The sequence below is a fragment of the Kribbella sp. CA-247076 genome (genome assembly GCF_050942445.1).
Classification (GTDB): Bacteria; Actinomycetota; Actinomycetes; order Propionibacteriales; family Kribbellaceae; genus Kribbella.
In genome coordinates, this window is the sequence record NZ_CP192051.1 from 7,113,421 (window position 1) to 7,132,561 (window position 19,141).

22 protein-coding genes are annotated in these 19,141 nt (G+C 70.6%); 8 read left to right on the plus strand and 14 right to left on the minus strand.

The features are described from left to right. Position 1: 1 nt before the first annotated feature. From ACQPYZ_RS33930 to purS, 3 genes are read right to left on the minus strand one after another with little or no spacing between them, the layout of a single operon-like run. Positions 2-2,059: a hypothetical protein gene (locus ACQPYZ_RS33930; protein ID WP_433163209.1), complete on the minus strand. Its 2,058-nt coding sequence runs from the start codon at positions 2,057-2,059 to the stop codon at positions 2-4. Continuing rightward, on the minus strand, positions 2,059-2,730 hold the full coding sequence (gene purQ, locus ACQPYZ_RS33935) for a phosphoribosylformylglycinamidine synthase subunit PurQ (protein ID WP_433163211.1): 672 nt from the start codon (positions 2,728-2,730) through the stop codon (positions 2,059-2,061). The genes ACQPYZ_RS33930 and purQ overlap by 1 nt, the downstream gene beginning before the upstream one ends. Then, positions 2,727-2,996 (minus strand): phosphoribosylformylglycinamidine synthase subunit PurS, encoded by a 270-nt coding sequence (purS, locus tag ACQPYZ_RS33940; RefSeq protein WP_433163213.1) that lies wholly within the window; start codon positions 2,994-2,996, stop codon positions 2,727-2,729. Before purS ends, purQ begins: the two co-directional genes overlap by 4 nt. 113 nt (positions 2,997-3,109) lie before the next feature. Between purS and ACQPYZ_RS33945 the strand changes: the two genes are divergently transcribed. From ACQPYZ_RS33945 to ACQPYZ_RS33965, 5 genes are all read left to right on the plus strand, one after another. Next, entirely contained in the window at positions 3,110-3,628 is a 519-nt protein-coding gene (locus ACQPYZ_RS33945; protein ID WP_433163214.1) for a helix-turn-helix transcriptional regulator, read from the plus strand. After that, positions 3,625-4,296, plus strand: coding sequence for an ABC transporter ATP-binding protein (locus ACQPYZ_RS33950; protein WP_433163216.1), 672 nt, complete (start codon positions 3,625-3,627; stop codon positions 4,294-4,296). Before ACQPYZ_RS33945 ends, ACQPYZ_RS33950 begins: the two co-directional genes overlap by 4 nt. Next, complete coding sequence (locus tag ACQPYZ_RS33955; RefSeq protein WP_433163217.1) at positions 4,296-5,621, plus strand: FtsX-like permease family protein; 1,326 nt, start codon at positions 4,296-4,298, stop codon at positions 5,619-5,621. The genes ACQPYZ_RS33950 and ACQPYZ_RS33955 overlap by 1 nt, the downstream gene beginning before the upstream one ends. After that, entirely contained in the window at positions 5,618-6,229 is a 612-nt protein-coding gene (locus tag ACQPYZ_RS33960) for a CDP-alcohol phosphatidyltransferase family protein (protein WP_433163219.1), read from the plus strand. Before ACQPYZ_RS33955 ends, ACQPYZ_RS33960 begins: the two co-directional genes overlap by 4 nt. A 109-nt stretch (positions 6,230-6,338) precedes the next feature. Beyond that, entirely contained in the window at positions 6,339-6,827 is a 489-nt protein-coding gene (locus ACQPYZ_RS33965; RefSeq protein WP_433163221.1) for a hypothetical protein, read from the plus strand. Here ACQPYZ_RS33965 and ACQPYZ_RS33970 read toward each other — a convergent pair. Next, a complete protein-coding gene (locus ACQPYZ_RS33970) occupies positions 6,824-7,690 on the minus strand; it encodes a phosphoribosylaminoimidazolesuccinocarboxamide synthase (protein WP_433163222.1) in 867 nt (288 codons plus the stop codon). The genes ACQPYZ_RS33965 and ACQPYZ_RS33970 overlap by 4 nt on opposite strands. Positions 7,691-7,709: 19 nt before the next feature. Further along, the gene (locus ACQPYZ_RS33975) at positions 7,710-8,789 is read right to left on the minus strand and encodes an FAD-dependent monooxygenase (RefSeq protein ID WP_433163224.1); all 1,080 of its coding nucleotides are present in this window, start codon (positions 8,787-8,789) and stop codon (positions 7,710-7,712) included. 53 nt (positions 8,790-8,842) lie between these two features. Between ACQPYZ_RS33975 and ACQPYZ_RS33980 the strand changes: the two genes are divergently transcribed. Continuing rightward, on the plus strand, positions 8,843-9,427 hold the full coding sequence (locus ACQPYZ_RS33980) for a TetR/AcrR family transcriptional regulator (RefSeq protein WP_433163226.1): 585 nt from the start codon (positions 8,843-8,845) through the stop codon (positions 9,425-9,427). On the opposite strand, the gene ACQPYZ_RS33985 is transcribed toward ACQPYZ_RS33980, so the two are convergent. From ACQPYZ_RS33985 to ACQPYZ_RS34015, 7 genes are all read right to left on the minus strand, one after another. Next, positions 9,411-9,833, minus strand: a complete 423-nt coding sequence (locus ACQPYZ_RS33985; protein ID WP_433163228.1) for a hypothetical protein — start codon at positions 9,831-9,833, stop codon at positions 9,411-9,413. The two genes, ACQPYZ_RS33980 and ACQPYZ_RS33985, sit on opposite strands and share 17 nt — an antisense overlap. Before the next feature lie 74 nt (positions 9,834-9,907). Next, positions 9,908-10,294, minus strand: a complete 387-nt coding sequence (locus ACQPYZ_RS33990) for a hypothetical protein (RefSeq protein WP_433163230.1) — start codon at positions 10,292-10,294, stop codon at positions 9,908-9,910. A 21-nt stretch (positions 10,295-10,315) separates the two neighbouring features. Beyond that, entirely contained in the window at positions 10,316-12,373 is a 2,058-nt protein-coding gene (locus ACQPYZ_RS33995) for an ArnT family glycosyltransferase (RefSeq protein WP_433163232.1), read from the minus strand. A 1-nt stretch (position 12,374) separates the two neighbouring features. Further along, positions 12,375-13,607 (minus strand): glycosyltransferase, encoded by a 1,233-nt coding sequence (locus ACQPYZ_RS34000; RefSeq protein ID WP_433163233.1) that lies wholly within the window; start codon positions 13,605-13,607, stop codon positions 12,375-12,377. An 82-nt stretch (positions 13,608-13,689) separates the two neighbouring features. Beyond that, complete coding sequence (locus ACQPYZ_RS34005) at positions 13,690-14,082, minus strand: hypothetical protein (RefSeq protein WP_433163234.1); 393 nt, start codon at positions 14,080-14,082, stop codon at positions 13,690-13,692. A gap of 1 nt (position 14,083) precedes the next feature. Then, complete coding sequence (locus ACQPYZ_RS34010) at positions 14,084-14,440, minus strand: hypothetical protein (RefSeq protein WP_433163236.1); 357 nt, start codon at positions 14,438-14,440, stop codon at positions 14,084-14,086. 3 nt (positions 14,441-14,443) lie between these two features. Continuing rightward, positions 14,444-15,325: an AraC family transcriptional regulator gene (locus tag ACQPYZ_RS34015; protein ID WP_433163238.1), complete on the minus strand. Its 882-nt coding sequence runs from the start codon at positions 15,323-15,325 to the stop codon at positions 14,444-14,446. 82 nt (positions 15,326-15,407) lie between these two features. Here ACQPYZ_RS34015 and ACQPYZ_RS34020 point away from each other — a divergent pair, with 82 nt between their 5' ends. Together ACQPYZ_RS34020 and ACQPYZ_RS34025 are read left to right on the plus strand one after the other, a co-directional pair. Next, entirely contained in the window at positions 15,408-16,256 is an 849-nt protein-coding gene (locus ACQPYZ_RS34020) for an NAD(P)-binding domain-containing protein (RefSeq protein ID WP_433163240.1), read from the plus strand. Beyond that, complete coding sequence (locus ACQPYZ_RS34025) at positions 16,253-16,780, plus strand: pyridoxamine 5'-phosphate oxidase family protein (protein WP_433163242.1); 528 nt, start codon at positions 16,253-16,255, stop codon at positions 16,778-16,780. The genes ACQPYZ_RS34020 and ACQPYZ_RS34025 overlap by 4 nt, the downstream gene beginning before the upstream one ends. On the opposite strand, the gene purB is transcribed toward ACQPYZ_RS34025, so the two are convergent. Then, entirely contained in the window at positions 16,756-18,192 is a 1,437-nt protein-coding gene (gene purB, locus ACQPYZ_RS34030) for an adenylosuccinate lyase (protein ID WP_433163244.1), read from the minus strand. The two genes, ACQPYZ_RS34025 and purB, sit on opposite strands and share 25 nt — an antisense overlap. Before the next feature lie 192 nt (positions 18,193-18,384). Further along, positions 18,385-19,140: a class I SAM-dependent methyltransferase gene (locus ACQPYZ_RS34035; protein ID WP_433163246.1), complete on the minus strand. Its 756-nt coding sequence runs from the start codon at positions 19,138-19,140 to the stop codon at positions 18,385-18,387. Position 19,141 lies beyond the last annotated feature (1 nt).

A 19,141-nucleotide genomic window follows, 5' to 3' on the forward strand; every position in this document is an offset into this window, starting at 1 on the left:
TTCAGGACTCCTGCACTAGGTGGGACTCAGGTGAAACGGTAGCGGGCTGCTCGGAGGCCACCAGGTGGGCCACCAGCAGTGGGAGGGTGAAACCGGTGATGATGGCAGGCAGAGCCACCCCGGAGTCGTTGATCAGCATGCCGACCAGACCACAGGCCGACAGCGCGAGCAGTGTGGGCCGGACCATCGGAAGGCTCGTGTAGAAGCGCCGGTACGACGCCGACGGCACCCGGTCCGGCAGAACCGTGGCCAGCATCGCCAGCACGACGGCGAGCAGCATGGCCCAGCCGGCCGGACCGCTGAAGAACTGCACGGCCATCTGCAGCTTGCGGATCAGGACGTCGTTCACGTCACCGTCGAGCAGCCGGGCCACGAACGTCCCGAAGTGGCTGCGCTGATCCTCGGGCCGCAGATAGTCGAGGTAGGCCACCACAGCCACGGCCAGCACGCCCGCGGCGCCCACACCGATCAGCGCACGCCAGGAGATGCTGCCTCGCCAGGTCAGCCAGGCCATCAGCAACACCGCGGGCGTCAGCGCCAGGATGCCGCCGAAGTCGGTGCCCCACCCGGGCTTGCCGTCCACGACAATCGCCGCGCCGCCGATCGCGAGTACGGCGAGGGCGGCCCGCACCCTGCTCCGGTCGATGAGCCGCTGGGCCGCCCAGCCGGCCGTCACGAGAGCGGCCGCGGCCAGCGTGGCGAAGGTCGAGTTGCCGAACCCGTAGAACCGGCCGCCGATCAACGGCCCGTCGGTGAACATGCTCCCGAACTGCAACGGCGTCCCGAGCACACCGTCCACGAGCAGGACGACGTACGCCGTCGCGAAGATCCCCAGGGCCGCCCAGCGTTTCAGCACGGCTTGCGCCACGGCCGCGAGGACCGCGCTGATGCCGAGAACCACGCAGTACAAGGAGAAGCCGGGTGACGGCCAGCGCCACCACATCGTCACCGTGGACAGGAAGACCGCGACGAAGAACCCGCCCTGCGTGAGCGTGGTGAACACGAAGGTACGCCGCGATCGGGCACTCCTGGTCTTCACGAACCACCCGAGTGCGAGCAACTGCGCCGCGAGAATCGTCAGCGCGGTCGCGAACAGCGTCGGCCGCGGCTGCTCGAACCGCTCGTTGGTGTCCAGCCGGTCCTCGATCACCGCTGCCGCGTCTGTATGGCGATCGCCGGTGACGCGGATCTCGTTGCCGTCCAGCGGACCCGCCTTCTCCTCACCGGCCGGGTCTAGCTCGGCAGCGGTCCGGCCACGCAGGATGGTCGCAGTCACGTCGGTCAGCTGGACGAGACCGGGCCGGCGGGTGCTGTCGCTGGTCAGCCAGCGCGGACCGTCATCCGGCGGGAGCTGCATCGCGACCAGCGGCTCCTTGTGCTCGTTGGCCATGGTCTGGCTGATCCCGACCAGCAGGACCCAGCCGTCGGCCGCGCGGGCCTGCGCGACCAGGTCGGCGACCTTCCGCCGTGCCTCGTCCCGGCCCTCGCGCGGCGGCATCGGCCCGGCGTCGACGATCGCGTCACCGCAGTCGTTGCTCGCCAGTCTGGCCGGGTCGAAGTCTGGCTGCCAGTTCGTCACCGAGCCGTCGGCGCGGGCCAGTGCGATCGCCGCACCCGGACCGAAGCCGCACATCGGGTAGCCGGCCTGGCCGAGGCGGCCGATGGGTGCGCCGGTGTGGTGCTCGGCCTGGCGGTCGACGTACGTCTGCCAGCTCGCGACCTGACCGCCGGTCACCGCGGGCAGGTCGCCACACGGCTGGTCGGCCACGCTGCCCCATGCACGGGTGCCCGCGCTGATCGTCAGCCAGCCGTCGACCGGGCAGGTGTGCGGCCCGGCCGTCTTCACCGTGATCGAGCCGACGTGGGACTGGTTCACCAGGGCGGTCAGCTCGGGCGAGGCTTGCACATCGTTCCAGGTCAGGCCGGGGACGCCGATCACCACGACCTTGGCCAGCAGGCTGCTCGGCTGGGCGGCCGCCGTACCGGTGGTGACCGACACGACCGCCAGGGTGAGGAGGAGGGTACGGACCAGGAGGCGCCGCAACCCGGTGAAGCTCATCAGGAGGCGACGACGGCCTTCAGCACCGAGGTGAAGAAGCCCAGGCCGTCGGTGGTCGGGCCGGTGAGGGTCTCGACGCAGTGCTCCGGGTGCGGCATCAGGCCGACCACGTTGCCGCGCTCGTTGGTGATGCCGGCGATGTCCCGGTAGGAGCCGTTCGGGTTCTCGCCGAGGTAGCGGGCGACGACCAGACCCTCGCCCTCCAGCCGGTCCAGGGTGGCCTCGTCGGCGACGTACGAACCGTCCTGGTTCTTCAGCACGATGGTGATCTCGTGGTTGGCGTCGTAGTCCGACGTCCAGGCGGTGCGGTTGTTCTCGATCCGCAGCGGCTGGTCCTTGCAGAGGAACTTGCGGTGGTGGTTCTTGATCAGGGCGCCGGGCAGCAGGTGCGACTCGCACAGCACCTGGAAGCCGTTGCAGATCCCGAGCACCGGCAGGCCCTGGCCGGCCTTCGCGACGATCGTCTCCATCACCGGCGCGAACCGGGAGATCGCGCCGGCGCGCAGGTAGTCGCCGTACGAGAACCCGCCCGGCAGGACGACCGCGTCCACGCCGCGCAGGTCGGCGTCGGCGTGCCAGAGGGCGACCGCCTCGGCGCCGGCCACCGCGGCGGCCCGGCGGGCGTCGACGTCGTCCAGCGACCCCGGGAAGGTGACGACCCCGATCTTCACCGGGCGCCCTCTCCGGCGGCGTCGGCCTCGACGTGCAGGGTGTAGTCCTCGATCACCGGGTTCGCCAGCAGGGTGTCGGCGGCCTTGCGGATCTCGGCGACCCGCTCCTCGGTCGCCTCGCCGTCCAGGGTGATCTCGAACCGCTTGCCCTGGCGGACGTCGGCCACGCCGTCGAAGCCGAGCCGGCCGAACGCGCCGTGCACCGCCTTGCCCTGCGGGTCGAGGATCTCGGGCTTGAGCATGACGTCGACGACAACGCGAGCCACTGACTTACTCCAGGTCTGGTTCCGGGGTGACGGCTGAATCCTACCGACCGGGGCCCAGAACCCCCGCATCCAACTATTCACTCAGTACATACACGCGGTGTATAGTCGTCGCCATGGCCACCGCGGAGCTCGTGCTGGGACTGCTGTCACGCGGCCCTGCCCACGGGTACGACGTGAAGCGGGGCCACGACTCCTGGTTCCCGGACGGGCGGCCGCTGGCGTTCGGCCAGGTGTACACGACGCTCGGGCGGCTCGAGCGGGACGGCCTGGTCGAGGTGGTCGAGAAGACCTCCGGTGGCGGTCCGGACCGGACGGTCTACGCCCTGACCGACAAGGGCCGCAAACACCTCGCGGACTGGCTGAGCGACCCGGTCCCACCGGCGTGGGGCAGTGCGGACGAGGTGCTGCGGAAGCTGGTCGCGGCCATCCGGACCGGCGGCGACGCGGCCGGCTTCCTGGCCCGCCAGCGCGCGAGCCACCTCCGTCGTATCCGCGAGCTGCGGGAGACCCCGGCCGAGGACGACCCGACCTCACCCCTGGTCCGCGAGTACATCGTGGCCCACCTGGACGCCGACCTCCGCTGGCTCGACAGCGCCCTGGAACACATCTCCCAAGAGAAGGAGCGCCCATGACCGTCCTGGAGCTGAGCGACGTCGAGTACTCCTACCGGCGGAACGCGGCACTCAAGGGCGTGACGCTTGAGGTCAACGCCGGCGAAGTGGTCGCGATCACCGGTGTGAGCGGCTGCGGGAAGTCGACGCTGCTGCACTGCGCGGCCGGCATCCTCACCCCGGACGCCGGCACGGTGCGAGTGGCCGGGCAGGACCTGGCGGCCCTGCCGGAGGCGGACCGCGCCCGCTTGCGTCGTACGCAGGTCGGCATCGTGCTGCAGTTCGGTCAGCTCGTCCCGGACCTGCCACTGATCGACAACGTCGCACTGCCACTGCTCCTGGACGGTCATGAACGCGGAGCGGCGCACGAGACCGCGATGCACTGGCTCGGGCAGGTGGGCGTCGCCGACGAGGCGGACGCCGTACCGGCCGAGCTGTCCGGCGGTCAGACGCAACGGGCGGCCGTGGCCCGGGCGCTCGTCACCGGACCGGCCGTCGTACTGGCGGACGAGCCCACCGGCAGCCTGGACAGCAGGGCGGGGCAGGAGCTGCTCGAGGTCTTGCTGCGAGCGTCGCGGCACCGGGGAGCGGCGCTCGTCGTGGTGACGCACGACAACCTCGTCGCGGCGTCGGCGGACCGGGAGATCAGGCTGCGCGACGGCGTGATCCAGCACGAGGTCGCGCTCTGATGAGGCTCGAGACTCTGGTCCAACTGGCCCGGTCCCGGACACCGGCCGACCGCAGCCGCGTCCGGCTGGCCACTGCGGCGCTCGGGCTCAGCGGGATGTTCCTGCTGGGCTCCCTGCGCATCGCGCGACTCGGCAACGGCGACCTGGACAAGGCCGTCTACAGCAACTACGTCGCCGAGAGCGGATTGCGCTCCGGTCTGATCGCGATCCTCGTCATCCTCGCCGCACTGACCGCAGGCCTCGCCGTACAGGCCGTGAGACTCGGTACGGCGGCCCGCGAACGACGGCTCGCCGCACTACGGCTCGCGGGTGCGTCCGACAAGCAGGTCGGCCGGCTCGCGGTGACCGACGCAGCACTCGCGGGTCTGGCCGGCGGACTGCTCGCCGGGCCGATCTATCTGGTGCTCAGCCTGCTGCTCGGAGCCCTGCCGCGGATGGTCCGGGTCCTCCCCGGTGCCGAGCTGATCGACGTACTGGTCTGGATCCCGGTGGTCGTGGTGATGACCGCCGCCGGCGCACTCATCGGCAGCATGATGCACCGGGACCACCTGATACCTCGCGCGGAGCGTCCGGCCGAGCAGCGCCGCACCGGGCTCATCGCCGGGCCGGTCATGGTCGTGCTCGGCCTGGTCGGCGCTCGCTGGGTCGGGTACATCGCCTCGACGGTGCTCGTCGTCGGTACCGGCCTGATGTTCTTCGCGCTCTCGTCCGTCTGGCTCCGCGCCATCGGGCGCCGGCTCAGCCGGTCCGGCGATCCGGCCAACCTGCTCACCGGCGTCCGCCTGGTCGCCGACTCGCGCCCGACGAGCCGGATGGCGACCCTGCTCGGGTGCTGTGGCGTCCTCGTCGGCACGCTGGTCAGCGGCATCGCCGGAGTGACAGCGGACTTCGCCCGGGCCGCCGACCGGGTGTTCTACGTGACCGGCTTCGCGCTCGCGGTCGTCGGGCTGCTGCTGGTCGTGGCGACCGGTCTGGCCGCCCTCATCGTCGGTGTCGCGGACCAGTTGGTGGACCACCGCCGCCAACTCGCCTGCCTGACCGCACTGGGCGTGGACGCGCGGTTCCTCCGGCGCGTCATCCGCCGCCAGTTGACGGCGGTCGCCGGACCGGCGCTCGCGATCGGCCTGCTCCTCGGACCACTACTCGGTCTGGGCCGCATGATCGGTGGCCGACCGGACCCGCTCCACCTGAGCACTCTGCTCCTCGCAGCCGGCCTGGCGATCGCGGGCTGGTTCCTCGGTCAGCTCGGCGGCATCGCCGCCGGCTACCTCCTCCGCAACCAACTCCGGGACGCACTCGACCCCGAGAATCTGAGGGCAGCATGAGCACAGTGCTTTCGGCCGGGCCGCCGGCGTTGCTGCTGGGCGTGCCGAACCGGATCACCCTGGTGCGGACGGTGGTCGCGATGGTGATCGCCGCGATCGCGTTCCGGACCGGTGCGCTGAGCTGGCTGGTGGTCGGGTACGCCGCCTACTGGATCGGCGACATGGCCGACGGTGCGGTCGCCCGCTACCGGGACGAGGAGTCGGTCGCCGGTGCGGTCTTCGACATCGTCTGCGACCGGGCCTGTTCGTTCCTGCTGGCGGCCGCGTTCATGGCGACGTTCCCGGCGACGATCGGCCCGCTGGCGATCTTCCTGGTCCAGTTCGGCGTACTGGACACGATGCTGTCGCTGGCCTTCCTGCTCTGGCCGGGCACGCTCAGCCCGAACTACTTCTACAGGGTCGACCGGCCGATCTGGCGGTGGAACTGGTCCAAGCCGGCCAAGGCGGTGAACACCGCGGCCGTGGTGATCTCGCTGATCGTCGCCCACCACACCGGCGCGCACTGGCTCCCGTACGGCGTCGCGATCGCCGCCCTGGTCGTGAAGGTCGGGTCCACCTACCGGCTGCTGACCATCCTGCGCGGCCGGCGGCCCGCCGTACCGGCGTAGGGGTTGGCGTCAAGGGTGCCAGGGAGTGGATCGGGCGGGACCCTGGTTCTGCCCGGGAGTGGGGGTGGGCTGCGTGGCAGCGATGCTGACGGCGCATAGCCTCGAGGTCATGTGGGTGTGGCAACTGGCGCTGGCGGTGGGCTTCGGGATCGGGTCAGCCGTCGTCCCGGTGATGAACGCCGAGGCGTACGTCCTCGGCGTCGGCGTCTCCGGCGCGCTGGACCCGGTGGTCGCGGCGATCGGGGTGTCGGTCGGGCAGACGATCGGCAAGGTGGCGATGTTCCTGGCGGTCCGCTACCGGCCCGGGTACGCCGCCCGCAAGACCAAGGAGCCGAAGGCGGTCGACCTGGAGACCCGCCGGGGCCGTTTCGTGCAGTGGAACCGCGACGTCAGCAAACGCCTGCTGGACGCGATGAGCGACCGCCGCTGGGGCATCCCGGTGACGCTGCTGAGCGCGTCGGTCGGCATCCCACCGCTGTACGGCGTCGCCCTCATCGGCGGCGCCTCCCGGATGGGCGTGCTCACCTTCAGCCTGTCCGTCCTGGCCGGCCGCACCGCCCGCTTCGTCCTCCTGGCCCTCGGCGTCAGCCTGTTCTAGGCGGAGAACCGCCTACCGGTGAGCTGCTCGTAGGCGTTGATGTAGGCCGCGCGGGTGCGCTCGACCACCTCGTCCGACAACGGGGGCGGGGCCTCGCCGGACGCCCGGTCCCAGCCGGACTCGAACTGCAGCCAGTCGCGGATGATCTGCTTGTCCAGCGACGGCTGTGGCTTCCCCGGCTCCCACTGGTCGGCCGGCCAGAACCGGCTCGAGTCCGGGGTCAGCACCTCGTCGGCCAGCACGATCGTCCCGTCCGCCCGCGCCCCGAACTCGAACTTCGTGTCGGCCAGGATGATCCCGCGGTCCGCCGCCATCCCGTGTGCCCGGTGGTAGATGTCCAGCGTGGTGTCGCGCAGAGCGGCCGCCGTCTCCGCGCCGACGGTCGCGACCACCGCGTCGTACGACACGTTCTCGTCGTGCTCGCCGAGCTCGGCCTTGGTCGCGGGCGTGAAGATCGCCTCGTCCAGCCTCGACCCCTCCACCAGCCCCGGCTTCAGCGGGATGCCGCAGACCCCGCCGGTGGCGTTGTAGTCGAGCAGGCCGGTGCCGCTCAGGTAGCCGCGGGCGACGCACTCGACCGGGAACATCGCGAGCTTCTCGCAGATCACCGCGCGACCGGCCACCTCGGCCGGCACGTCGGTGGACAGGATGTGGTTCGGCACGTCGAGCACCTCGAACCACCACAGGCTCATCGCGGTGAGCACCTTCCCCTTGTCCGGGATCGGTGTCTCCAGCACCCAGTCGAACGCACTCTGCCGGTCACTCGCGACCATCAGCAGCTCGCCGGACTCCAACTCGTACAGGTCCCGGACCTTGCCGGAGTGGAGGTGCTTGGCGCCAGGGATCTCAGGAGGGGTGCTCACACGGCGATTGTTCCATCCGCTACTTCCGCCGCCGCAGGGACATCAGTTTGCCACCGACGCCGAGCAGGCCGTCGCGGATCGCGCCCCCGACCCGGCCCTCCACCTGACCGAGCCGGCCGACCCGCCGGGACAGCTTGACCAGCTTGGTGGTCGCGGGCCGGCGTTCCGCGTCGTACGCCGCCAGCGCCGTACTCAACGGACCGGAGCCGGTCAGGTGCCGGGCGAGCGCCCCGGCGTCCTCGATGGCCGAGCAGGCGCCGCGGCCGAGGTTCGGCGTCATCGCGTGCGCGGCGTCGCCAACGAGGACCACGCGGCCCCGGACGAACGGCACCAGCGGCACCGGCAAGTCGTGGATGTCGTTCTGCAGAACGGCTTCCGGCGGCGTGCCCGCGAGGATCGCCGGGATCGGGTCGTGCCAGTCGCCGAACGCCCGGCTCACGGACGCGTGGTCGCCGCCCTGTCCGGCGGGCTGGTTGCCAGTCGCGTACCAGTAGATCCGCCCGTCGATCAGCCGCGCGAACCCGAACCGTTGCCCCCGGCCCCAGGTCTCGCCGCCGCCGTCGTCCACCGGTACGTCGGCGATCCCGCGGTACGCCGTATAGCCGGCGTACTGCGGTCCCGCGTACTCCGGGTACAGCGACTGCCGGACGAGACTGCGGATCCCGTCGGCCGCGACCACGAGATCGGCGGACAGCTCGTCATTGATCGTCACCCCGGCGTCGTCCTGGGTGATCGTCTCGACGGCGTACCCGGTGCGGACCGTGATCCCCGGGCCGAACTCGCCGGTGATCAGGTCGTGCAACCGCGCCCGGTGGATCATCACCGGGATCTCGACCCCGAAATCCGCCGCGCGCACGACCCAGCGACCGTCGGGCCGGCGCATCCCGGCCGGCCTGGACGCCACCGCCGCCTTCTCGACGCCCTTCACCCCGAGCTCCTCCATAACGGCGACCGCCGACGGCCAGACCGAGATCCCGGCCCCCACCTCGCCCAGCTCCGGAGCCCGCTCCAGCACCGTGACCTGCCAGCCGCACCGCTGCAGTGCGACGGCCGCCGTGACCCCGCCGATTCCCGCTCCCACCACGATCGCCGTACTCATGCCGGTGACTCTACACTTGTAGAGGATTGTTGGGAAGTGCGAGACTGACCGCCGTGACGAAGCAGGTTCCGCTCGGCGCGGATCGCCGGGACGCCATCGCCGACGCCGCGATCCACCTGGTCGCCACCCGCGGGCTGCGCGGGCTCACCCACCGCGCGGTCGACGCCGAGGCCGGGCTGCCACCGGGCTCGACGTCGTACTACCTGCGCACCCGGAACGCGCTGCTGACCGCGTGCGTGAACCGGATGCTCGCCCGGGACGTGAACCTGATGCCGGCCCTCGAGGCGACCGCCGCACCGCTGGAGCTGGTGATCGCGATGACGGTCGGCCTCGCGCGGGACCGGCCGGACGACCTGCTCGCCCGGTACGAGCTGTCGCTCGAGGCGAGCAGGCAGCCGGAGCTCCGGGTCGCGATCGACGAGGGGGCGCGGCAGTTGCGTGGACTGCTGGCTCAGGTGCTGGCCGGGCTCGGCGTCCCGGATCCGTCCGCGGCGGCCTGGCCGGTCGCCGCGATGCTGGACGGGCTGATGCGCGACCGCGTCGCCGGAATCGCCGCCACGCAGTCGCCGGAGGACTTCGAGGCCGGCGTACGGCGGTCGGTGACGGCGCTCGTGGAGGGGCTCAAAGCCGGTCGGTGACCGTGACGAAGGTGAAGTAGCAGACGCCGACCAGCATGCCGACGTGCCCGAGGACGGACAGGCCGGCGCCGGAGCCCCAGGCGTCGGTCTTCGTGTCCTCGGAGTGTTTCGCGTGGCTGGGCAACCAACGGGACAGGAGCAACAGTCCGAGGATCGTCAGCAACCACCATCCGGCCAGCACGACCAGCGCGATCTCACGACGACCGGTGACCAGGGCAACGACCCAGCCGATCAGCGTGAGCACGCCGACGAGTGTGTGCAGGCGGAGCAGGACGGCGGAGTACCCGTGCCGGCCGGCACCGTGACCGGTGCCGTCGACAACTGTTCCACCGAGCCGGACGCGCGTCAGCAGGACGACGACGGCTCCGAGGGCGGTCAGGAACCAGGTGACGTTCGACCATTCCACGCCCCGTTCCTACCCCACCCACCCCCACCCCCAATCACCCATCACCCCCACAACCCTCAGTAACCACGTCGCGGTCAGCCGGATCGCATCTGCCCGTCCCCGCTCTGCACGTCCCCGTTCTGCCCGCCGCCGTTCTGTCCCGAGCCGCTCTGGCCGCTGCCGTCCTGGCCCTGCCCTGGCTGCCCCTGCTGGCCTGGCGCCTGACCCTGCTGACCCGGGACCTGGCCTTGTTGGCCTTGCTGGCCGGGGAACTGACGCCCGCCGCCGGGTCCGCCGAACTGGTTCTGCTGCGTGGTCGAGCCGTCCCAGGCATGTCCCACCGCCGTCCCACCCAGGAAAGCCAGCACCGCCAGCAATGAGCCCGCCCCGGCCAGCGCCAGATTGCTCGGACGCCTGTCGCCCGTCGGCTCCGCGTCCTGCGCCGGCCCCTCGGGAATCGGAGAGTTGAGGTTCTGCGTCATGATTCCTGTTCTCGTTTCTGCTCAGTTGTCGGTCGTGAGGTCGTAGACGGTCGTACCGCCGACGGTCTGCGCCTGGAAGTTCTCGGCGACCCAGGTGGCGATCTCGTTCGACGTACCGCCGCGCCCGCCGCCCATGCCCCCGCCGCCACCGACGAAGTAGTGGATCTTGCCCTGGGCAACCAGCTCCTTGAACTCCGCCAGCGACGGCGCCGGATCGGTCCCGTTGAAGCCGCCGATCGCCAGCACCGGCTCGCCGGACGCGATCTGCAGTGGCGCGGCCCCGTTCGCGGTGACGGCCGCGGCCGCCCAGGTGTAGCCCTCGGACCCGTTCTGCAGCAGCGTGATCAGCTCGGACGACACCCCGCTGATCCCACCCCCGCCAAGGAACCCGCCGCCCCCACCGGTCCTCCGGCCCGCAGAGCCGTTCCCGGTCGCGCCGTCCCCGGTCGCGCCCGGCCCCGTCCCGTTCTGCCCGGTCCCGTTCTGTCCGGTCCCGTTCTGTCCGGTCCCGTTCTGTCCGGTCCCGTTCTGTCCGGGCGGCGTACCCATCCGCATCCCACCGGGACCGCCACCCATGCCACCGCTCGACGGTCTGGCCGACGGCAACGCACCCGCGTGCGCGGAGCTGATCGTGTCCACCGAGTACGCCGCCGGCCCGGCCAACGCACTCACCGCCAGCAACACACCGGCGAACACACCGGCCCGCCGAGCCGTCGTACGACCCAGCTTCAACTCCGGCAGCATCATCACCGCCCCAGCCCCGAGTACGCCGGTCAGCAGCACGACCCACCGCAACCACGGCTGCCAGGTCGGAGTCTGATTCAGCAGCGCGAAGCCCCACCCACCGGTCAGCAGCACCCCACCGGCCAGAGTGGCCCGTGGCAACCACTCGGTCCGTCGCCGCCACAGCACCGACATCGCCGCACCGACCAGCGCACCGATCGCCGGCGCCAGCGCGATCATGTAGTAGCTGTGGATGATGCCCTGCATGTAGCTGAACGTCAGCCCGGTGACGACCAGCCAGCCGCCCCACAACACCGCGAACGCCCGCGTCCGGTCCGTCCGCGAGGCCTTGCCCGCGGCAACGACCAGCACGATGGTCGCCAGGATCGCGGCAGGCAACAGCCAGGCGATCTGCGAGCCGAACTCACCGCCGAACAGCCGCTGCAACCCGGTCGCGCCACCCCAGCCCGCGCGCCCGGTCCCTCCGCCGACCGAGCCGGTCTCGTTACCGTTCAACCTGCCGAGACCGTTGTAGCCCAGTGTCAGCTCGAGAATGCTGTTGTTCTGCGAGCCACCGATGTACGGTCGCGCCGACGCCGGCATCAACTCGACGATCGCGATCCACCACCCGGCGCCGACGATCAGCGAGATCAGCGCCAGCACACTGTGGACGATCCGCTTCCCCAGGGCCGGCTTGCCCGCGATCAGGTACGCCAGGCCGAACGCCGGCAGGATCAGGAACGCCTGCATCATCTTGGTCAGGAACCCGAAGCCGACGAGCGCCCCGGCCAGCATCATCCACCTGACCGCGTACTTGTCCGAGTCGATGGCCCGCGTAATCGCCCACGCACCCGCGCACAGCAGCAGGATCAGCAGGGCATCCGGGTTGTTGAAGCGGAACATCAGGACGGCGACCGGCGTGAGCGCGAGGATCGCACCGGCCAGCAGACCGGCGTTCGCCGAGAACCACCGGCGGACGGACACGTAGACGAAACCGACACTCGCGACGCCCATCAGCGCCTCGGGAACGAGCATGCTCCAGGTGCTGAACCCGAAGATCCGCCCGGACAGTCCCATCACCCACAACGCCGCCGGCGTCTTGTCCACCGTGATGAAGCTCGACGCGTCGAGCGATCCGAAGAACCAGGCCTTCCAGCTCGTCGACCCGGCTTGCACCGCGGCCGCGTAGTACTCGTTGGCGTAGCCGTTCCGGGACAGGCCCCACAGGTACGCGATCGCGGTCAGCAGCAGCAGGCCGCCGTACAGCAGCTTGTCGCGGCCGATCGAGTACGACGCGACGAGGGCGCGGGGTCCGGACCGGGGGCTCGCCTCGACGGGATCGAGAAGCGTGGTCATGTCAGTTGCTCCGGGTCTGGTCGAGAACCGCCGGGGGTTCGAAGGTGGGCAGGGTGGGTGCGTCGTCGTTGAAGACCCACGTCTGGAAGAGGCTGAACCGGACCACGGTCGCGGCCAGGTTCGCGAGGGTGAGGACTGTGATCTCCACGGCCTGGTGCGGCGCGGAGACCGCGGTGTGCAGGAGCCAGAGCGACGAGGCGGTCAGACTCCAGCCGATGCCGAACGTGGCGAGTCCGCGCAACTGATGCCGCCAACGGTTCTCCACCCCGCGCACGCCGAACGTCACCCGCCGATTGAGCGCGGTATTACCGACCGCAGTGATGAGCAGCGCCAGCACGTTCGCCACCTGAGCCGGCATGCCCTGCCGCAGCACGAGATAGAGGAGTGCGTACGCCGCCGTGCTGAGCACCCCGACCGCGCAGAATCGGAGGACACGCGCGGCCAGCGCTGTCCGGGGATCGAGGATCCGCGGCCGGCCGAACGCCTGCCGCACCGATTCCAGCTCGACCTGACCGCGGCCGAGGGTCCGCATCAGCCGCACGATCCCCCGCAGGTCCTCGCCGACCGTCTTCGCGATCGCGACCCGGGAGTCCAGGTCGTCGACCCAGTCCACCGGTACTTCGTGGATCCGCAGCCCGGCCTTCTCGGCCAGCACGAGCATCTCGGTGTCGAAGAACCAGCTGGTGTCCTCGACCAGCGGCAGCAACTGGTGCGCGACGTCCGCCCGGATCGCCTTGAACCCGCATTGCGCGTCGGAGAAGTGCGCACTCAAGGTTGCCCGGAGCAACAGGTTGTACGAGCGCGAGAGGAACTCCCGCTTCGGCCGCCGGACCACCCGCGACCCGTTCGACAACCGGGTGCCGATGGCGACGTCGCTGTGGCCGGCGAAGAGCGGTGCGACCAGTGGCAGCAACGCATTCAGGTTGGTCGACAGGTCGACGTCCATGTAGGCGAGCACGTCGGCGGTGCTCTCCGACCAGACCTGCTTCAGGGCCCGGCCGCGCCCGGACTGCTCGAGCCGGACGACCCGTACTCCGGGGAGCTCGAGTGCCAGCAGCACACCGATCTCGTAGGTGGCATCGATGCTGCCGTTGTCGGCGATGCAGACCTCGGCCGGGAACGGGAAGGCGGTGTCCAGGAACTCCCGCAGCCGCCTGATGTTCGGACCGAGGTCGTGTTCCTCGTTCTTGACGGGTACGACGATCTCGACCCGAGGATGACCTGGAATCTGCATGGCACCGATGCTGTCCGGCGAACCTGAGCCGGTCCCTGCGCCGGCCTGGCAGTTCCCTGGGAATCAGCCAGGGTGGCTGCCGCTACCGGGTACGCCGGAGCCAGAGCAACCCGAGCACCGGCAGCACCAGCGGGACGAATCCGTACCCCTGGCCGAAGTGCGACCACACCGTCGCGTCCGGGAACTGCTCCGGTACGGCGTAGCTGAGCGCACCGATCGTGATCACGCCGATCAGCTCGACCAGGATCGCGATCGTGGCCACCCGGCGCGAGACCTTGGTTGCCTTGGCCAACGCGAACGTGGCCGCACAGTAGATGACCGCGGCAACGGCCGACAGCACGTACGCGAGCGGTGCCTGGTCGAACTGGGTGGCGATCTGGACGCCGGCCCGGGCGGTCGCGGCCAGCGCGAAGACGCCGTACACCAGGATCAGGATGCGGCCCGGGCCGTGCCTGGTCTCGGCAGCGTCCGTCATGTCAGGTGGTCCAGATGACGTGCAGGCGCTGCTCGACCACCGGGATGACCAGGCAGGCGAACGCGAGCGCGCCCGCACCCCAGCGGCTGCTCTCCGCGAGTGCCCAGAGCGCACCGAGCGGCAGCACGATCAGCCCGCCGACCAGGTACCCGACGAAGAACGGGCCGGAGACGTCCCGGTCGGTGCCGGTCAGCTGGACGATGCCGACGACCAACTGCACCAGCAGCCCGACCTCGATCACGCCGAGGATCGCCAGCAGGGTCCAGTTGATCCGCTTGTCGCGCGCGGCCAGCACGACGGCGAACACCATCGCGACCAGCGAGAGGGCGACCAGCGCCCAGGTGAGCGGTTCGAACACGGACTAGAGGATGTCACCCACCGCACGCGGTACGTCGTCCGGGTCCGGCCGCGTCGGCGCCTCGGCGGCCGGGCCGGCGCGGTACTCGCCCGGGCGGACGCCGTAGAAGCGGGTGAACGCAGCGCTCAGCGCGAACGCGTTCGCGTAGCCGACCTTGCGGGCGACGGTCGCGAGCGTGTCGTCGGTCTGCCGGAGGAGGTCGGACGCGAGGCAGAGCCGCCAGCAGGTGAGGTACGACATCGGCGGCTCACCGACCAGGTCGCGGAACCGCCGGGAGAACGCCGCCCGGGACATCGCCGCGGCGCGGGCCAGCTCCTCGACGGTCCAGCGTCGCGCCGGCTCCGCGTGGATGAGCGCGAGCGCCGCACCGACGGCCGGATCGTTCTGCGCCGTGTACCAAGGCGGTGCACCGGAATCGGGACGGTCGAGCCACTCGCGCAGCGCGGTCAGCAACACGAGGTCGACGAGCCGGTCGAGCAAGGCCTTCCGCCCGGCCCGATCGCCGTCGAGCTCGTGGCCCAGCATGGAGACCGCACGACCGACCTCGGCCCCGGACTCGACGTACAGCACGGACGGCAGGCCGCCGAGCACTCGGTCGCACACCCCGCTGTGGACGTCGTACGCACCCGTCACGAGTACGGCGCTCTCGCCGTCGGACAGCGCGTACGGCGTCGGGCCGACGATGATCGCGACCGCGCCTTCCGCCAGCCGAAGCGGCGACTGCCCCTCGACCGTGAGCACCGCCGCGCCCTGGACCATCGCCACGACCGTGAGGGCGGCGCCGTTCGGGCACTGCACCTGCCACGGCGACGACAGGCGCGCGTTCTCGACCACCACGCCGATCGGCCGGACGTCGTCGAGGAATCGGGACAGCGTGTCGTTCACATCGGTCACTGTAGACGATGACGTATTTGATGTGGAGTTTTAGATATTTCTCTGTGCCGTTCGGCTCGGTTGAATCGAGGACATGACAGCTCACTCCCGTGTCGCCGTACTGGGCGCCGGCTCGCTCGGCGCGGTCATCGCCAGGGCCTTCGCCGCCGCCGGGCACCCCACCACGGTCTGGAATCGAACACCCACCCGCGTCGACCGCCTGGTCGCGGAGATCCCCGAACTGCGGGCCGCGACCTCCGTGCCGGACGCCCTCGCGGACGTCGACCTGGTCGTCCTCGCAGTCGCCGACGCGACCGCCGTCGCCGCCGTCCTAGACGCCGCCGGCCCCCTCGGCTCCCGCGTCGTCGTCAACTTCACGTCCACCACCCCGGAGCAGACCCGCGCGCTCGCGGACCGCGTCGGTCCCCGCTACCTCGACGGCGCCGCCATGAGCGGCACCCGACTGGTCGGCGATCCCACCGGCCTGTTCCTCTACGCCGGCGCCGCGGACACCTTCGCCGAGGCCGAGCCGGCGCTGCGTGCGCTCGGCATCGCCCGGGCGGTCGGCACCGACCCCGGTGCGGCGTCCCTGTGGGATACCGCCTTGCTCGGGCTGAACCTCGGCGTACTCGGCGCGTTCTACCAGGCCGTCGCGATCATCGGTGGCTCGGCGCTCGACGTCGCCGAGGTCGCGACGCAGTACCTCCCGTTCGCCACCGGGCTGCTGGTGGATCACGGGCGGCAGATCGACGCCGGGGAGTATCCCGACGATGACGGTTCGCTCGCCGTGTACGCCGCCGCGGTGGACCACCTGATCGCGACCGCGACCGATCGCGGCGTGGCATCGGACCTCACCGTCGCGGTCCGCACCCTCATCACCCGGGCCGTCGACGCCGGTCACGCCGACGACGGGCTCAGCAGCCTCACCGAGGTCCTGCGATGACAACCACGGTGTCCTATCCCGAACTCCGCGACGACCTTGCCGCGGTGCTGTCCAAGGTCCGCTACGCCACGATGACGACCGTCGACCCGAAAGGCAGACCGAGGACGCGGGTCCTGATCGCGGTCTGGGAGCTGGACCGGGAGTCGCCGATCGGCTGGCTCGCGACGTTCCGGACCCCGGTCAAGGAGCGGCACCTGGCCGCCAACCCGCACACGACGTTCTCGTACTGGGACCAGAGCCAGGAGACGGCCGCGATCGACGCGATCGCTTCCTGGACGGACGATCCCGGCGAGCGGCAGCACGTGTGGGACCTGTACGAGAAGGGCTCACCGCGAGCCGTCGGCTACCCGCCGGCGCCGTACTGGCCCGGTGGTCCGGACAGTTCGGCGTTCCAGGTCCTGAAGCTGGAGCCCTATCGGATCCAGGTGCTGCGCCGGACGGACCTGTTGACCGGTGGGCCGGACGCGTCCCGGCTGTGGACGCCGGACCGTGAGCAGCGTCAGAGAATGTCGCCCGGCGAGTAGGCGGCGGCCTCCGGGTGGCGCTTGGCGAGCTCGTCGACCTTCGCAACCACCGCGTTCACCTGGTCGACGGCCGCGCCGGTGAACGACAGCGGCTCGCCGACGATGCCGACGATCTGCTCCTCGGTCAGGCCGAGCCGGCCGTCCGCGCCGAGGCGGTGGAACAGGTCGTTCGCCGCGAGTCCCTGGCGCAGCTCGAGGGCGGTCGCGACCGCGTGCTCCTTGATCACCTCGTGCGCGGTCTCCCGGCCGACGCCGTTCTTCACCGCGGCGATCAGCACCTTGGTGGTGGTCAGGAACGGCAGGTATCGCTCCAGCTCCCGGCCGACCACGGCCGGGTACACGCCGAACTCGTCCAGCACGGTGAGGAAGGTCTCGAACAGCCCGTCGAGCGCGAAGAACGCGTCCGGCAGCGCGACCCGGCGGACCACGGAGCAGAAGACGTCGCCCTCGTTCCACTGGTTGCCGGCCAGCTCACCCGCCATCGACGCGTACCCGCGGAGGACGACGGCCAGCCCGTTCACGCGTTCACACGAGCGGGTGTTCATCTTGTGCGGCATCGCCGAGGAGCCGACCTGGCCCTCCTTGAAGCCCTCGGTGACCAGCTCGTGCCCGGCCATCAGCCGGATCGTGGTCGCCAGGCTCGACGGCCCCGCGGCCAGTTGCACCAACGCCGAGACGACCTCGTAGTCGAGCGACCGCGGGTACACCTGGCCGACGCTCGTCAGCGTCCGGCTGAATCCCAGGTGCTCGGCGATCCCGCTCTCCAGCCGGTCCAGCTTGGCCGGATCGCCACCGAACAGGTCCAGCATGTCCTGCGACGTACCGACCGGGCCCTTGATGCCGCGCAGCGGGTAGCGCTCGATCAGCTCCTCGATCCGGGCGATCGCGACCAGCAGCTCGTCCGCAGCCGACGCGAACCGCTTGCCCAGCGTGGTCGCCTGGGCGGCGACGTTGTGCGATCGCCCGGTCATCACCAGCGCCGCGTGGTCGGCGGCCTTCTGTCCCAGACGTACGGCGGTGGCCACCGCGCGATCGCGGACGAGCTCGAGGCCGGCCCGGATCTGCAGCTGCTCGACGTTCTCGGTCAAGTCCCGGCTCGTCATGCCCTTGTGGATGTGCTCGTGGCCGGCGAGCGCGCTGAACTCCTCGATCCGCGCCTTCACGTCGTGCCGGGTGACCCGCTCGCGGGCCGCGATCGACTCCAGGTCGACCTGCTCCAGCACGCGCTCGTAGTCCTCGACGACCCCGTCCGGAACGGCGACCCCGAGCTCCTTCTGCGCCTTCAGCACCGCCACCCACAGCTGCCGCTCGAGCACGATCTTGTACTCCGGCGACCACAGCTGAGCCATCGACAGGCTGGCATAACGCGAGGCGAGAACGTTGGGAATCCGGGGCTTACTCGAGCTGGGCACCTCCCCATTCTCCCAGAACCTCACCGCCCGACAGCCAGCAGTCCACACACTCGCGCGCGGGTTGGGGGTGCTGGTCAGCGTGGGACGGGGTGGAGGTCCCAGGCGATCATCCGGAGACAGTCCTTGGGGTCGGGCCTCGTCTTGCCGACCCAGCGATACAAGGTCCCGTCGAAGGTTCCCGGCGGAACCGGATCAACCGCCGGGCTTACGCGCCTCGAAGAGTCTCCGGGTGCTGTGGGCGACGAACGGTCCCTCGGACTCGATCTGATCGTGCAGCTCGCGGAGGCGGGGCAGATGCTCCGCGACCGTGAAGCCGGGCACGATCCAGATCACCTTGCGGAGGAAATGGACGACCGCCGCGATGTCGTAGAACTCCATCCGCAGCCGTTCCATCCGGACGTCGACGATCTCGAGCCCGGCCACCTCGGCTTCCGCGCGTTCGAGATCCGGGTGCCGGTTGTTCGTCGCGGGCTGCGGACCCAGGAAGTACTCGCTGACCTCGGCAACGCTACGAGGCCCGATGTGCTGCGCGAAGTACGTACCGCCCGGCCGGAGCACCCGGGCGATCTCGTCGAAGTAGGCCCTGACCGGGTGCCTGCTGACCACAAGATCGAACGCGCCGTCGGCGAACGGCAGCGGCGGTTCCTCGGGGTCGGCGACGACGACGGTGCCCAGCGGATGCAGCAGTGCGGTCGCCTTCGCGACGTTCGGCGGCCAGCCCTCGGTTGCCACGCTGAGCGGCGGACGCGTCGGTACGCCGGCCAGCACTTCACCCCCGCCGGTCTGGATGTCCAGCGACGCCGTGGCGCGGGCCATGCGCTCGCCCATCAGTCGCTGGTAGCCCCAGGACGGACGCTCCTCCGTGGCCCGGCCCTCGAACCAGCTGAAGTCCCAGCCTTCGGTCGGGACCGCTTCGCCCTCGGCGACCAGCTCCTCGAAGGAGGCCATC